This window comes from Hamadaea tsunoensis DSM 44101 (genome assembly GCF_000428945.1).
GTDB lineage: Bacteria > Actinomycetota > Actinomycetes > Mycobacteriales > Micromonosporaceae > Hamadaea > Hamadaea tsunoensis.
On the sequence record NZ_AUAX01000027.1, the window covers coordinates 115,377 to 129,994 of the forward strand.

Sequence of the window (14,618 nt, forward strand, 5' to 3'; positions counted from 1 at the left end):
ATCAGTCCCTGGACGCCGGTGCCCGGTCGAGGAGGCCGGCGTACAGGTCGATCGTCCGATGGAGCATGTCCTCCGCGCCCGGCCAGGCGGCCGCCCGTTCCCGGCCGGACGCGGCCAGCGCCGAGCGGCGGGCGGGGTCGTCGAGGAGGCGGCGTACGGCCTTGTCGAGCGCGTCGACGCTGTCCGGTTCGATGAACTCGGCGGCGTCGCCGACCAGTTCGGGCAGGCCGCCGACCCGGGTCGCGACGAGCGGCAGGCCGGCCGACAGGGCCTCCTGGGCGAACAGCTGCCGGGCCTCCCAGTCGCTGCACACCACGCCGAGATCGGCGGCGACGAGCAGGTCGGGTACGTCGTCGCGGTGGCCGAGCAGCTGCACGGGGGCGTGATCGGCCGAGATCTGGGCGGCCAGGTCCAGATAGGACGGTCCGCTGCCGGCGATGACGACCTTCAGCCCCGGCACCTCGGTACGCCATCGGGCGGCCGCCGAGACCAGCAGGTCGTAACGCTTCTGCGGGTGCAGGCGGCCGACGGACAGCACCAGCGGCGCCGACGCCGACAGTCCCAGCTCCGCGCGGACGCGTTCCCGGCCGCGCCGGGCCGGCTCGCGTACCGGGGCGCCGACCTCCCACAGCCGGGCGTCGGTCGAGCCCGCGGCCCGCGCCCGGTCGACGAGGTCGGTGGAGGCGCCGAGCGTGACGGTCGCCGCGCGGGCCACGATCCGTTCCAGCATCGCGTGCACACCACCGCGTACGCCCCCGCGCAACGGCGCGTTGTGCCAGGTCACGACGATGGGGGCGGTCGGGCGGGCGAGCGCCGCCGTGAACCCGGCGCGCAGGCTGTGGGCGTGCACGACCGCCGGGCGTACCGCCGCGAGGATGCGGCGCAGCGAGCGCACGGCCCGCAGATCGCCCGGCGTGGGGTTGGCGGGGATCTCCAGCGGCGTGAAGGCCGCGCCGGCGGCGGTGAAGCCGAAGCGCGTCTCGGTGGCGGCCGGAGCGGCGACGGTGACCGCGACGCCCGCCGCGGCCAGGCCCCGAGCCAGCGACAGGACGTGCTGGCCGATGCCGCCCGTGCTGCTCGCGAGGACCAGCAGCACCGGTCCCCGGAAGTCCTGTGTCACGCCGCTCCCCCTTCGCCACGCCGCAGCCGCCGAGCCGCGATCGCGCGCAGGTCACCCCCGTCGAGCAGGAGCACGACACCGCCGAAGACGGCGATCACCGCGACCGCGGCGGCGATGCCGAGGACGATCACCCCCGCTGCCGCCGACGGTAGCCCACCGGCCAGCCACACCACCGCATTGCCCGCCGCCGCGCCGAGCCCGGCCGCGAGCAGGCCCGCGATACCCGCGCGAGCCAGTCCCGGCATTGTCGCACCGTCCCGGCGGACCGCCGCGAGCAGTGCCACACCCAGCACGGTCATGCCTACGCTGGTCGCCAGGCCCAGCGCCGCGATCCGCTGCGGCAGCGCCCAGGCCAGCAAGGGCATCATGATCGCCGCGGTGCCCCAGCCCAGGCCGAAGCACACCGCCGCCGCGCGCTGGCGGCCGCGGGCGTACAGGGCGCGGCTGAACAGGGCGGCCACGCCGTAGCCGAGCAGGCCAGGCGCGAACGCCGCGATCGCCCAGGCCAGCGGGGCCGGGTCCGCGCCCTTCGACAGGAACGCGGCCGCCGGGCCCGCCACCCCGGCCAGCAACGCCACCCCCAGGCAGCTCAGCACGGTCACCGCCCGCGTCGTGCGGGCCAGGACTCGCTGGTACGCGTCGCGGTCGCCGGTCGCCGCCGACTCGGCGAGGGCCGGGTAGGCGGCGGTCGCGGCGGGCACCGCCAGCACCGCCCAGGGCAGCAGGAACACGGTCTGCGCGACGGTGAACACCAGCGCCGCGCCGTCCCCGCCGGACTGGTTGGCCAGCCGCAACGCCACGATCAGCGCGATCTGCTGGGCGAGCACGGTGAGCAGGCCGCTGACCGCCAGGCTCGGCACGTTCGGGTTCGTGAAACGCCAGTGCGGGCGTACGCGCAGCCGCAACGAGCGCAGCGGGATCAGCAGGCAGCCGCTGAGCACCACGACGCCCAGGGTCGTCCCGACGGCCAGGATCGCCCGCCCGGTCGACGTCGACTCCGCCAGCGTCGCCCGGGCCCCGTCGACGGCGGCGAAGAGCGCGTACGTGCCGATGACGACCAGGCTGGACAGCAGTGGCGCGATCACCGGCCAGGCGAACCTCCGATGCGACTGCAGTACGCCGATCAGCACGACCCCGAGCCCGTACAGCGGGATCTGGATCGCGAAGACCCGCAGCATGCCCGCCCCGGCGGAGAGCATCTCGGGTGTCCAGCCGTTCCCCGCGACGAGCCGGATCACCCAGTCGGCCCCGGCGACGACGATCAGGGCCAGCGGCGTCAGCAGCGCCAGCACCCAGCTCAGCAGCGCCGACGTGGTACGCGACACCTCGTCGCGGTCCCCGGCGGCGACCGGTGCGGCGAGCAGCGGGACGACCAGGGCCGCCATCGCCCCGCCGGCGACGATCTCGAAGATGATGTTCGGGATCGCGTTCGCGGAGGCGTACACGCTGCCGAGATCGGTCTGCCCGACAGCCAGGGTCAGCACCCAGGTACGCCCGAAACCGATCACACGGCTCACGACTGTGAGCACCGCGATGAGGGTCGCGGCACGGGCGATACGGCTCACTGCTGGGGCGCTACGGGCTTCTGTGGCGCGATGGGCTTCGCGGGTTTCGCGTACGGGATGCGGCCGAGTTCGTCGATCTCCCGCAGCACCGGCGTGCTCTCGATGACCTGCGTGAAGCTGACCTTCTCGCTGGCGGCCGTCAGCCCGGCCAGGCCGGCGAGGGCGACCAGGCGGCCGAACACGCCGGTACGCGCCGCGTAGGCGGTCCCCATCAGCGCCCCGTACGCGTTCGCCCCGCAGTCGCCCAGCATCGTCTCCTCGCCGAGGTCGGCCGGCATCAGCCCGGACGCGGCGCCGACCGGTCCGACCGCCAGCCCGCCCCGGCGGCCGGCCGACAGCGGCGTACCGACGATCACACCGGCCTTCAAGGCCCGGCCAGGACGCAGGTCGAGCAGATTGAACAGGTTGGCCGAGCCGGCGATCACGCCCGCGCCGAGCAGGGTGTCGACCGCCGTGCGGACCGGGCCGCGGCCACGGCTCCTGGTCACCAGGGCCGACGCGACCAGCCCGGCCGCGCCGACTCCGACGATCTTCACGAAGCCGCTGGTGACCCGGCCCTCCTGGAAAGCGCCGAGGTGGCCCCGGAAGCCCTTGGCCTTGTGCTCGGGGCGCTGGCCGACGACGTCGTCGTAGAGCCCGACCGCGCCCGAGCCGAGCCCGGCGACCAGGGCGGCGGCGGCCGCGCGGCCCTCACCCGCACCGGCGGCGCTGGTCACGGCGGCCGAGATCGCCAGCGCCGGGCCGCCGGCCAGGCTGACCGTCGAGCCCCGGAAGTTGACGCGTTCCAGCCGCTCGGCGGCGTCCGAGTCGCGCAGCGCGCGCTGGAGTTTCTGCGCGGCCAGCGCGCCCGCCCCGGCCAGCGCGATGCGGCCGAGGACCCGTCCCCAGGTCATGTGTGGGTTCTCTCCCTATAAGCGGGCTGCTACGGGCAGTCCCTACGCGGGCTGCTTCGGCATGAGCGAGGTCGCACCGGAACCGACGCCGTACTGGCCGCTCTTGCCGCCGACCAGCTGCTCCCAGCCCGCCAGGGCGGCGACGACCTGCCCCTGCATCGTGGAGGCGTCGTCGACCGTGCTGACCGTCTTCACGAGCGCCGGGTCGGCGCGTACGCCGGCGATGACGTTGCCGTCACCGCCCAGGACGCCGGCGACGACGATCGGGCCGGCCTTGTCGAACTGCACGACGGTGGTCTGGACGTTGGTGTTCTTCTGCGACGCGGCGGAGTCGGTGTAGGGCATGCCCGACACCACCACGACCGCCTCGGCGGGGCCGGACACCTTGCCGTCCACACTGAGGTAGCTGCTCTTGGTGAAGGCCGACAGGACCGTGTTCATGTCGTTGGCGCCCACCGCCGGGGTGCGGTCCATCAGGACGGCGGCCAGCAGGGCGCTGGCCGTCTCCACGACGTCGCTGTTGGAGGGCAGGGTGGTCGCGGGCACCGAGGCCGGCAGCGACTTCTCCGCCAGCTCCTGCAGCTCGCTCGCGTTCTCCGGGTCGAAGAACTTGTCGTTGAGGTTCACCGTGCCGGTGATCTTCGCGCCGGCGGCGGTCAGCTCGGTGCTGACGCCCTTGGTGTAGTCGCGGCCGGCCGGGAAGGTGACGACGAGCACCCGCCGCCCGGTCAGCTTGCCGCCCAGCAGGTAGGGCGCCGACTCGGAGACGAAGTCGTCCTTGCGGCTGGCCTCCTCCTGCATGCTCGCGATCTGGTCGCGGTACTGCTGGTTGGACTTGGTCATCGCGGTGATCCGCTCCTGGAGCGCGTCCGCCGCGGGTCCGTTGAGCGCCGCGGTCCCGACCACCAGGCCGATGGCGAGGGCCAGAAAGACCGCCGTCAGCGACACGACGTGGTACCTGAAGTTGATCACAGTCGGTATCCCTAGAACAGACGCTGCAACTGGAACATCAGATTGTCCCACCACTCCGCGACGACAGCGAGGTAGGCCTTGCCGATAGTGGACACCGCCACTGCCGCGGCCATGGCGGCGATCGCCGACAGCACCAGGAGCAGCAGGGACGAGCCGGAGATGCTCTGCCGGTAGAGCCGGCTCACGCCCTTGGCGTCGACCAGCTTGCCGCCGATGCGCAGCCGCGTGAGGAAGGTGGAGGCCATGCCGCCGCGCCCCTTGTCGAGGAACTCGACCAGGGTGGCGTGCGTACCCACCGCGACGATGAGGGACGAGCCCTTCTCGTCGGCCAGCAGCATCGCGATGTCCTCGCTGGTCGCCGCAGCCGGGAAGGTGATCGCGGGCACACCCAGCTGGTTCATCCGGGCCAGCCCCGGCGCCCGCCCGTCCGGGTACGCGTGCACGACGATCTCCGCGCCGCAGCGCAGCACGTCGTCGGAGACGGAGTCCATGTCGCCGATGATCATGTCGGGCGTGTACCCGGCCTCGACCAGCGCGTCCGCCCCGCCGTCCACGCCGATGAGCACCGGCTTGAACTCGCGGATGTAGGGCCGCAGCACGTCGAGGTCGGCCCGGTAGTCGTAGCCGCGCACGACGATCAGGCAGTGCCGGCCGGCGATCTGCGTCACCACGTCGGGTACGCCGACCCCGTCCAGCAGCAGCTCACGCTCCTGCTTGAGGTACTCCATCGTGTTCGCGGCGAAGGCCTCCAGCTGGACCGAGAGCCCCTCGCGGGCGTCCACCATGGACTTCGCGACGGTCTCGGCGTCCTGGCGTACGCCGTGCGCGACCGGCTCGTCGCCGAGGAAGATCGTGTTCCCCTCGACGCGGACGTCGTCGCCTTCGCGTACGTGCTGGAAGATCCCCTCGCCCAGGTCGTCGAGGAGCAGGATGCCCGCCTCGACGAGCACCTGGGGCCCGAGATTCGGATAGCGGCCCGAGATCGACGGCTTGGCGTTGAGCACAGCTGCGACGCCCACCGCGACCAGGGAATCGGCCGCCACCCTGTCGATGTCAACGTGGTCAATGACCGCGATATCGCCCGCGCGCAGCCGGCCGACGAGGCGCTTCGTCCGTCGGTCGAGCCGTGCGGTGCCTGTGATCGTGCCCGGTTCGGCGCTCCGGGTCCGGCGCAAGGTGGGTAGACGCATCGGGGCCATCCTGGCATGCCAACGCCATGATCGCCTACTCGAAACGCGCAAGATCGGCCGGTGGGGACGCGGAAACCCCGCCGAACGTACGCCACAGCCGCAGGTCCGGCAACCCGTACGCTTCCTGTCCCCGTATGCCATCTTGTTACCGTCCGCCCGCCTTGATCCTTTTTTCCGCGCCCCCGCTGCCCTCACTCCCACCCCTCACCCCGCGACCCCCAAGATCCCGTTTGGATCAGGAAAATCACCCGAATCTTGGGCCTTGATTACGTGCGGATCCCTGATCCAAACGGGATCTTGGGGCCGGGGCCGGGCTCTCGGAGCGGGATCCGGGGTGGGTAAGCCGGCGCGCTGCGGGCGCGAAAAAACGGCGCCGCCCCGAACGGGAGCGGCGCCGGCGTTCGTCGTGAACCGGGTCTCAGGCCGCCCGTTCCCGGGCCGCCACCGCGAGCAGTTCCTCCGCGTGCGCGATACCGAGATCCGAGTCGGGCAGGCCGGCCAGCATGCGAGCCAGCTCCCGGGCGCGGGCGGTCTCCTCGACGACGCGTACGCCGGAGGTCGTGATCGCCCCGCCGGTGTCCTTGGCCACCACGAGATGCCGATCGGCGAACGCGGCCACTTGCGGCAGGTGCGTCACCACGAGAACCTGGTGGCTGCGGGCCAGCCGGGCGAGCCGCTTGCCGATCTCGACCGCCGCCTGGCCGCCGACACCCGAGTCGACCTCGTCGAAGACGAGCGTGGGCGGGCCGCCGGCCCCGGCGAACACGACCTCGATGGCGAGCATCACGCGGGACAGCTCACCGCCCGAGGCGCCCTTCTGCAGCGGCAGCGCCGGGGCGCCCGGATGGGCCAGCAGGCGCAGCTCCACCTCGTCCGCCCCGTCGGCCGTGATCCCGGCCTCCTCGCCGTCGACGACGAGGCTCGGCTCGGACTTGCCGGCCGGCCGCGGCAGCACCATCACCTGTACGCGCGAGTGCGGCATCGCCAGCCCGGCCAGCTCGACGGTGACCTTGTCGGCGAACTGGCCGGCCGCGCCCAGGCGGGCCGCGCGCAGGCGGGCCGCCGCCCCGGCCACCTCGCCGGCCAGGCGCTGACGCTCCCGGTCGAGCTCCTCCAGCGCCTCGTCGGACACGTCCAGCTCGGACAGCCGCTTCTGGGCGTGGTCGGCCCAGGCGATGACGCCCTCGACGTCGTCGGCGTACTTGCGGGTGAGGCCGCGCAGGGCCGCCCGGCGCTCGTAGATCGCCTGCAGCCGCTCGGGGTCGGCGTCGAGGCTGGCCAGGTACGCCGACAGCTCGACCGCCACGTCGCCGAGCAGGCTCGCGGCCTCCTCCAGCCGCAGGCCCAGCTCGCCGAGGAGCGGGTCCAGGGTGGCCTGCGCCTCCAGGCTGCGCCGGGCGGTGTTGACCAGGCTGCTCGCGTCGGCGGCCTCGTCCTCGCCCGAGATCGCCTGGTGCGCGATGGTCGCCGCGGTACGCAGCCCCTCCGCGTGCTCCAGCCGCTGCGCCTCGGTACGCAGTTCCTCGTCCTCGCCGGCCTGCGGCGCGACCCGGGTGATCTCGTCGAGCCCGAGCCGCAGCAGATCGGCCTCCTGGCTGCGTTCCCGGGCGTTGCGCCGGCGGTCGGCGAGGTCGTCCTCGATCCGCCGCCACGCCGTGAACAGCTCCCGGTACTCCGTGAGCAGCTTCTCGTGTTCGGGCCCGGCGAACCGGTCGAGCGAGGCGCGCTGCTCGGCCGGGCGCAGCAGGCGCAGCTGGTCGGACTGCCCGTGCACGGCGACGGTCTGCTCGCCGATCTCGCCGAGCAGGCTGACGGGCACCGAGCGGCCGCCGACGTGCGCCCGCGACCGGCCCTCGACGGTCACCGTCCGGCTGAGCAGCAGGCTGCCGTCGTCGTCGGGTTCGGCGCCGGCGTCCACCACCCGCGCCGCGACCGCCTTGGCGGTCTGCGAGGACAGGCGCAGCCGGCCCTCGACCGTCGCCCGGCCGGGGTCGGCCCGCACGCGGCCCGCGTCGGCCCGGCCGCCGAAGAGCAGCCCCAGCCCAGTGACGACCATGGTCTTACCGGCGCCGGTCTCACCGGTGATCACGTTCATGCCGCGAGTGAGCGGCAAAGTCGTGTCTTCGATGACCCCAAGGCCGGTGATGCGCAACTCCTCCAGCACACCAGGGAGATTAGTCCACATGTACGACACTGTCACCTAGCGTGTACCCGCGCGGGGACACCCGGGCTCAGGCCTGGCCCCGCCAACCCACCACAGGCAGCCCGAACTTCGCCACGAGACGGTCGGTGAACGGTCGCTGGCGCAGCCGGACGACGCGTACGGGCAACTCTCCGCGACGGACGGTCACCCTGGCCCCGGGCGGCAGGTCGAACGTCCGGCGGCCGTCGCAGCACATCAGGGCGCCGGAGGCGTACGGCTCGACGGTGATGAGGAACGTGGACGTGGGCGCGGTCACCAGCGGGCGGCTGAACAGGGCGTGCGCGCTGATCGGGACCAGCAGCAGCGCCTCGACCTCGGGCCACACGACCGGGCCGCCGGCCGAGAACGCGTACGCGGTGGATCCGGTCGGCGTGGCGCACACCACACCGTCGCAGCCGTAGCGCGACAGGGGTCGCCCGTCGACGTCGACGAGCACCTCGAGCATGTGCTCGCGGGAGTTCTTCTCGACCGTGACCTCGTTCAGCGCGAACGACCGCGCGATCTCCGCCCCGCCCAGCTCCGCGACGACGTCCAGGGTCAGCCGGGAATCCACCGTGTACTCACCGGCGACCACGTCGCGTACGGCCTGGTCGAGGTCGTCGAACTCGGCCTCCGCGAGGAAGCCCACGCGGCCGAGGTTGATCCCGAGCAGCGGCGCGCCGCACGGCCGCGCCAGCTCCGCCGCCCGCAGCAGCGTGCCGTCGCCGCCCAGGGCGAACACGATCTCCACACCCCGGGCCGCGTCGGGCCCGGTCACCGGGGTCACGCCCGGCATGTCCAGGTCCTCGACTTCGTCGGCGATCACGCGTACGCCGAAACCGGCCGCCAGCAGATCTCCCGCGACGGTACGCGCGTGCTCGGTGCTGTCCTTGCGCCCGGTGTGCGTGACGAGCAGCGCCTCCCGCCCCGGCCGACCGTTCATCGCTTCCCCCTAGGTGTCCCCGACCCAGTCTGCCCCGGCCGCGGCGTACACCTGAGCCGGGTCCGCCGCCGGAGCACCCTGGCGGAACCAGAGGAAGAACTCGACGTTGCCCGACGGGCCGGGCAGCGGCGAGGCGACGACACCGGCGACGCCGAGACCAAGATTCCACCCGGCGGCGGCGACGTCCAGCACCGCCTCGGCGCGCAGGGCCGGATCGCGGACCACACCGCCCGAGCCGACGCGTTCCTTGCCGACCTCGAACTGGGGCTTGACCATCAGGGCCAGATCGCCGTCCGTGCAGGCCGCGAGGGCCGGCAGGACCAGTCGCAGGGAGATGAAGGACAGGTCGGCGACGGTCAGCTCGACCGGCCCGCCGATCGTCTCGGGTGTGATCGTTCGCACATTCGTCCGCTCGATCACCGTCACCCGCTCGTCGGTCCGCAGCGACCACGCGATCTGCCCGTACCCGACGTCGACCGCCACCACGTGCCCGGCGCCCCGGCGCAGCAGGACGTCGGTGAAGCCGCCCGTCGAGGCGCCCGCGTCCAGGCAGCGGCGGCCGGCGACGACCAGCCCCTCGGGTGTGAACGCGTCCAGGGCGCCGGCGAGCTTGTGGCCGCCCCGCGACACGTACTCGTCCCCGGCGGCCTCCTTGAGTACGCGTACCGCGTCCGCCGGGTCGACCATGGCGGCCGGCTTGCGGGCGAGCGTTCCGCGTACCTCGACGAGGCCGGCCTCCACGAGCGAGGCGGCCTGCTCCCGTGACCGGGCGAGCCCGCGGCGGACCAGTTCGGCGTCGAGCCGGATGCGCTTGGCCACGGACGGCTCAGGCTTCGTCGATGGTGGACAGCGTTTCGCGCAGCGTACGATGCGCCGCTTCGAAGGCTGCCACCTGCTCCGAGACGGGCAGGCCGGCGGCGTTGTCGAGCGAACGCAGCGCCTCGTCGACGGCCCGGTGGCCGGTCTGCGCGATCGGCTGGACCGGCAGCGGGATGACCAGCTTCGGCGGCTCGGGGACCACGATGGGCTCGGGAGCCGCAACCTGCTCGGGGACGGCGACGCCCCCGGGGACCGCAACGTGCCCGGCGACGGGCGCCGGATCGGCCGGTCGCGCAGGGGTCAGCGCGGCGATCTCCGCCGCGGCCCAGCCGTCGGCTGCCTCCCCGGCATCTTGTACGTCTTCAGCAGCGGCAACGTCCTCAGCAGCTGGAACGTCTTCAGCAGCTGGAACGTCTTCAGCGGCTCGAACCTCCGCGGCGACCGGCTGAACGCCGTCGCGCTTCCTCAGCCAGGCGGCCGCGGCACTCGCCAGATCGTTGCCGCCGCCGCGCTCGACGGCCGGGGCCGCCATCCCGGCCAGTACCTCGGCGACCGACCCGAGCCCGAGCGGCTCGGCTGCCACCTCGTCGGTCTCGGCGGCCTCAGCGACCGCCTCGGCGGCCTCGTCAGCAGGCTGAGGGAGAGCGGGCTGGGCGGCGACAGGCTGGGCGGCAGCGGGCTCGATGTCGTCCCAGTCGTCCCAGTTCTCGTCGTCGGCGTCCTCGGCCCCCCAACCACCGCCGGGCGTCCACCCCGTACGCGCACCGCCCGCCCCGGCACCGTGCGGCGCCGAGGCGGACAGGTCGTCGAACTCGTCGGTCACTGCGCCGATCCCGGACCGGTCGCCTTCTTGGCCGGCGCCTTCTTCGCGACGGCCTTCCGGGCGGGCGCCTTCGCCGGCGTCGTCTTGGCCGGTGCAGCCTTCGCCGGTGCCGCCTTGGCCGCGGGTGCCGCCGGCTCGGCCTTCGCGGGCGCTGCCTTGGCGGTCTTCGCCGGGGCAGCCTTCGCGGGGGCCTTCGCCGGAGCGACGGTCTTCTTGGCGACGGCCTTCTTCGCGACCGTCTTCACCGCGGTCTTCGCCGCGGTCTTGGTCGCGTCGGGCTCCGTCGGCGGCGTCGCCTTCGACGCCGGGCTGACCGGCGCGATGCCGATCGCGGGCGCCGCCACGTCGAGCGCCGGCACGCCGGCCGGTGCGTCCAGCAGCGCCTCGCCCGTCGGGTCGGCAGCCGCGGACTCCGCCGCGCTCAGCTTCGTCTCGAGTTCCGCGACACGCTTCTTCAGCGCCTTCAACTCGTCCGCCTTCGCCAGGCCGACGCGGTTGAGCGCGCGGTCGAGCTCCTCACGGACGAGGGTGGTGATGGCGTCCCGGTTGGCCAGCCCCGTCGCCATCAGGTCCTCGGCCATCGTCTGCAGCTCGCCGGCCTTGGTGCCGCTCTTGCCGACGAGCTCCTTGACCGCCTTCTGCGCCTTCTTCTGCGACGTCTTCGTCAGGCCGTAGGCCAACTCCAGGTACGACCGCCATGCGTCGGCCATCGTCACCGGCTCCTCTCCAGTACCCCGCTCATCCGAGTTCCCCGTATGAAACAACGTTCTCGCGGTACCACGGTACCGGCAGCGGGTTCAGGCGCTCTTCAACAGGCCCGACACGTCGTCCGCGACGTAGGTCGGCCGCTCCTCGGGCGCCACAGTGGACAGATCTTCGCGTTTGCTCACACCGGTCAATACCAGCAGGCTGTCGAGGCCGGCATGGTGGGCTCCGGCGATGTCGGTGTCGATCCGGTCGCCGACGACCAGGGCCCGGCGGGCGCCCGCGTCGCGCGCCGCCGCCAGGAACAGCCCCGGCTCCGGCTTGCCGATCACGACGTCCGGCCGGCGGTCGAGCGCCGTCGCCAGCACCGCCACCAGAGAGCCGTTGCCCGGCAAAGCCCCCCGCGGGCTCGGCAGCGTCCGGTCGGTGTTGGTGGCCATCCAGAGGGCCCCCGCGCGTACGGCCAGGGTGGCCTCGGCGAGGTGAGCCCAGCCGACCTGCGGACCGTAACCCTGCACGACCGCGACGGGCTTGTCCTCGGCGTTCGCGACCACGCGCAGCCCGGCCTCCGCGACCTCCTCGCGCAGCGCCTCGGCCCCCACCACCAGGACCGGGTCACCGGGCTGGAAGCGTCGCGCCAGCTCGGCGGCCGCGGCGCCCGCGGAGGTCGAGACCTCCGCGGCGCTCGCGGTGATGCCCATGCCGTTCAGCAGGTCCGCGACCTCGCCCGCGCGCCGCGAGGCGTTGTTCGTCGCGAACCTCACGGGTACGCCGTCAGCCCGCAGCCGGGCCAACGTCTCGACCGCCCCGGTGATGGGGCGGTCGATCAGGAACACGACGCCGTCGAGATCCAGAATGACGAGGTCGTACGCGTCCACGAGCCGATCGGTCACGCGGCCCTGCCGTCCCCGTCCTCGGCCGCCGGCCCGCCGGTCGGGTTCCCGCTCACCAGGCGGCCCGGCTCGGGAACCGAGTCGGCATCGGTCTCGTCGTCGAATTCGTCGGTGTCGGCGGCGTCGTCGAGCGGCAGCCCGTTCTCGTACGCGGTCTCGTCCTCACCGTCGTACGCGTCCGAGTCCTCGTCGTCGTCCTCTTCGTCGCCGTCCTCTTCGTCGTCTTCGTCGTCCTCGACGTCGGGGCCGCCGTCTTCGTCCTCGCCGTCTTCGTCGTCTTCGTAGTCCTCGTCGCCGTCTTCGTCGTCCTCGTCGTCTACGTCGGCGTCGTAGTCCTCGTCGTCTTCGTCGGCGTCTTCGTCGTCGTAGTCGTCCTCGTCGTCGGCGTCTTCGCCGTCCTCGCCGGCGCCTTCGCCCGACGCGTCGCGGTCGCCCTCGACGGCGTCTCCGGACACGCCTTCCTCGTCCTCGTCGTCCTCATCGCCCTCGATGTTGACCCCGTCGAGTTCGAGCAGGCGCTCGGCCGCGTCCGTCAGGCCTTCGTCGTCCACCTCGGCGGCCCGGGAGAACCACTCGCGCGCCTCGTCGGCCCGCCCGGCGTCCAGCAGCGCGTCCGCGTACGCGTACCGCAGCCGGGCCACCCAGGGCTCCGTCACGTCGGTGGTGAGCTCGCGTACCTGGAGCATCGCGACGGCCGCGTCCTTCTGGCCGAGGTCACCCCGGGCCCCGGCCGCCACGATGAGCAGCTCGATGGCCTCCTGGGTGGTCTGCTTGGCCCGGTCGGCCGCGCGGAACATGTCCACGGCCTTCTCCGGCCGGCCCAAAGCCCGCTCGCAGTCGGCCAGCACGGCCAGATGCGTCTGCCGCCCGGTCAGCCGCTGATACGTCCGCAGCTCCGAGATCGCGGTCTGCCACTCCCCCGCCCGGTACGCCGCCAGGCCCACGGCCTCGCGTACCGAAGCGATGCGGGAGGCGAGCCGGCGGGCCGCCACGGCGTGCTCCAGAGCCAGCTCGGCATCATCATCGATCAGATACCCGGTCGCCACCAGGTGCCGGGCCACGCGCTCCGCGACCGGCCGGGCCAGCGAGAGCAGCTCCGCCCGGATCTCGGTGTCGAGTTCGTCGGCGGAGATCTCCGCGGGGATCTCCGGGCCCAGGGTCCGCTCGTCGCGGGCGTCCGGCTGGCCGGACTCGTCGCGCTCCTCGAACCGGTCCCCACCGCGTACGCCTTCCCGGTCCCGGAAGCCGCCCTCACGGCGCTCGCCGCCCCGGAAGCCGCCGTCACGGTCGCCGCCCGAGCGGAAGCCGCCCTCGCGGCTGCCGCCACGGAAACCACCGTCACGGTCGCCACCGGAACGGAAGCCGCCTTCGCGGCTGCCACCACGGTCGCCGCCCGAGCGGAAGCCACCGGAACCACCAGTGCCACCGGTGCCATTGTCGCGACGCGGACCACGGTCGCCGTACGACGGACGGTCACCGCCAGAGCGGAAACCACCCTCACGGCTACCACCACGGTCACCACCCGAACGGAAGCCACCCTCACGGCTACCGCCGCTGTCGCCACCCGAACGGAAGCCACCGGAACCACCGGTGCCGCTGTCACGACGCGGACCACGGTCGCCATAGGACGGACGGTCACCACCGGACCGGAAACCGCCCTCACGGCTGCCACTACGGTCGCCGCCCTCGCGACGGTCGCCACCGGACCGGAAGCCGCCTTCACGGCTGCCACCACGGTCGCCGCCCGAACGGAAGCCACCGGAACCACCGGTGCCGCTGTCACGACGCGGACCACGGTCGCCGTACGACGGACGGTCACCGCCAGAACGGAAACCACCCTCACGGCTACCACCACGGTCGCCACCCGAACGGAAGCCACCCTCACGGTCGCCGGAGCGGAAGCCGCCCTCACGACGGTCGCCACCGGACCGGAAGCCGCCTTCACGGCTGCCACCACGGTCACCGCCCGAACGGAAACCACCGGAACCACCGGTGCCGCCGTCACGACGCGGACCACGGTCGCCATAGGACGGACGGTCACCACCAGAACGGAAACCACCCTCACGGCTACCACCACGGTCACCGCCCGAACGGAAGCCACCTTCGCGGCTGCCACCACGGTCGCCACCCGAACGGAAGCCACCCTCACGGTCGCCGCCCGAACGGAAGCCGCCAGAGCCACCGGTGCCGCTGTCACGACGCGGACCACGGTCGCCATAGGACGGACGGTCACCACCGGACCGGAAACCACCCTCACGGCTACCGCCACGGTCACCGCCGGAACGGAAGCCACCCTCACGGTCGCCGGAGCGGAAGCCGCCCTCACGACGGTCGCCACCGGAACGGAAGCCGCCTTCGCGGCTGCCACCACGGTCACCGCCCGAACGGAAGCCACCGGAACCACCGGTTCCACCGTCACGACGCGGACCACGGTCGCCATAGGACGGACGGTCACCGCCCGTGCGGGAGCCACCCTCGCGCCGATCCCCATAGGACCCACGCTCCGTACGCTC

General features: G+C 73.1%; 12 protein-coding genes and 1 pseudogene. 1 reads left to right on the forward strand and 12 read right to left on the reverse strand.

The features are described from left to right. Position 1 precedes the first annotated feature (1 nt). The 12 genes and pseudogenes from G401_RS0131600 to G401_RS57980 form a co-directional block, all read right to left on the reverse strand. A complete protein-coding gene (locus tag G401_RS0131600; protein ID WP_027345639.1) occupies positions 2 to 1,120 on the reverse strand; it encodes a glycosyltransferase family 4 protein in 1,119 nt (372 codons plus the stop codon). Continuing rightward, positions 1,117 to 2,649: a murein biosynthesis integral membrane protein MurJ gene (murJ, locus tag G401_RS0131605; RefSeq protein WP_245601901.1), complete on the reverse strand. Its 1,533-nt coding sequence runs from the start codon at positions 2,647 to 2,649 to the stop codon at positions 1,117 to 1,119. The genes G401_RS0131600 and murJ overlap by 4 nt, the downstream gene beginning before the upstream one ends. 32 nt (positions 2,650 to 2,681) lie before the next feature. Next, positions 2,682 to 3,578, reverse strand: a complete 897-nt coding sequence (locus G401_RS49755; protein ID WP_051367416.1) for a hypothetical protein — start codon at positions 3,576 to 3,578, stop codon at positions 2,682 to 2,684. Positions 3,579 to 3,620: 42 nt separating this feature from the next. Further along, positions 3,621 to 4,550, reverse strand: a complete 930-nt coding sequence (locus G401_RS0131615; RefSeq protein ID WP_027345641.1) for a copper transporter — start codon at positions 4,548 to 4,550, stop codon at positions 3,621 to 3,623. A gap of 11 nt (positions 4,551 to 4,561) precedes the next feature. Further along, positions 4,562 to 5,740, reverse strand: a complete 1,179-nt coding sequence (gene steA, locus G401_RS0131620; protein WP_027345642.1) for a putative cytokinetic ring protein SteA — start codon at positions 5,738 to 5,740, stop codon at positions 4,562 to 4,564. Positions 5,741 to 6,158: 418 nt separating this feature from the next. After that, positions 6,159 to 7,904: a DNA repair protein RecN gene (gene recN / locus G401_RS0131625; protein ID WP_027345643.1), complete on the reverse strand. Its 1,746-nt coding sequence runs from the start codon at positions 7,902 to 7,904 to the stop codon at positions 6,159 to 6,161. A 67-nt stretch (positions 7,905 to 7,971) separates the two neighbouring features. Next, positions 7,972 to 8,865, reverse strand: coding sequence for an NAD kinase (locus tag G401_RS0131630; protein ID WP_027345644.1), 894 nt, complete (start codon positions 8,863 to 8,865; stop codon positions 7,972 to 7,974). Between the two features lie 9 nt (positions 8,866 to 8,874). Continuing rightward, positions 8,875 to 9,684: a TlyA family RNA methyltransferase gene (locus G401_RS0131635; RefSeq protein WP_027345645.1), complete on the reverse strand. Its 810-nt coding sequence runs from the start codon at positions 9,682 to 9,684 to the stop codon at positions 8,875 to 8,877. Between the two features lie 7 nt (positions 9,685 to 9,691). Next, positions 9,692 to 10,507, reverse strand: a complete 816-nt coding sequence (locus G401_RS53595; RefSeq protein ID WP_051367417.1) for a hypothetical protein — start codon at positions 10,505 to 10,507, stop codon at positions 9,692 to 9,694. Continuing rightward, complete coding sequence (locus tag G401_RS49760; protein WP_064741898.1) at positions 10,504 to 11,217, reverse strand: phasin family protein; 714 nt, start codon at positions 11,215 to 11,217, stop codon at positions 10,504 to 10,506. The genes G401_RS53595 and G401_RS49760 overlap by 4 nt, the downstream gene beginning before the upstream one ends. Before the next feature lie 96 nt (positions 11,218 to 11,313). Continuing rightward, a pseudogene (locus tag G401_RS49765) lies at positions 11,314 to 12,105 on the reverse strand (HAD-IIA family hydrolase); the annotation flags it as partial. Further along, positions 12,102 to 13,166: a tetratricopeptide repeat protein gene (locus tag G401_RS57980; protein WP_245601902.1), complete on the reverse strand. Its 1,065-nt coding sequence runs from the start codon at positions 13,164 to 13,166 to the stop codon at positions 12,102 to 12,104. The gene G401_RS57980 and the pseudogene G401_RS49765, both read right to left, overlap by 4 nt. On the opposite strand from G401_RS57980, the gene G401_RS58800 reads away from it, so the two are divergent. Beyond that, positions 13,155 to 14,618, forward strand: a 1,464-nt coding sequence (locus G401_RS58800; RefSeq protein ID WP_211240895.1) for a hypothetical protein, incomplete at its 3' end; no start/stop codon positions are given. The two genes, G401_RS57980 and G401_RS58800, sit on opposite strands and share 12 nt — an antisense overlap.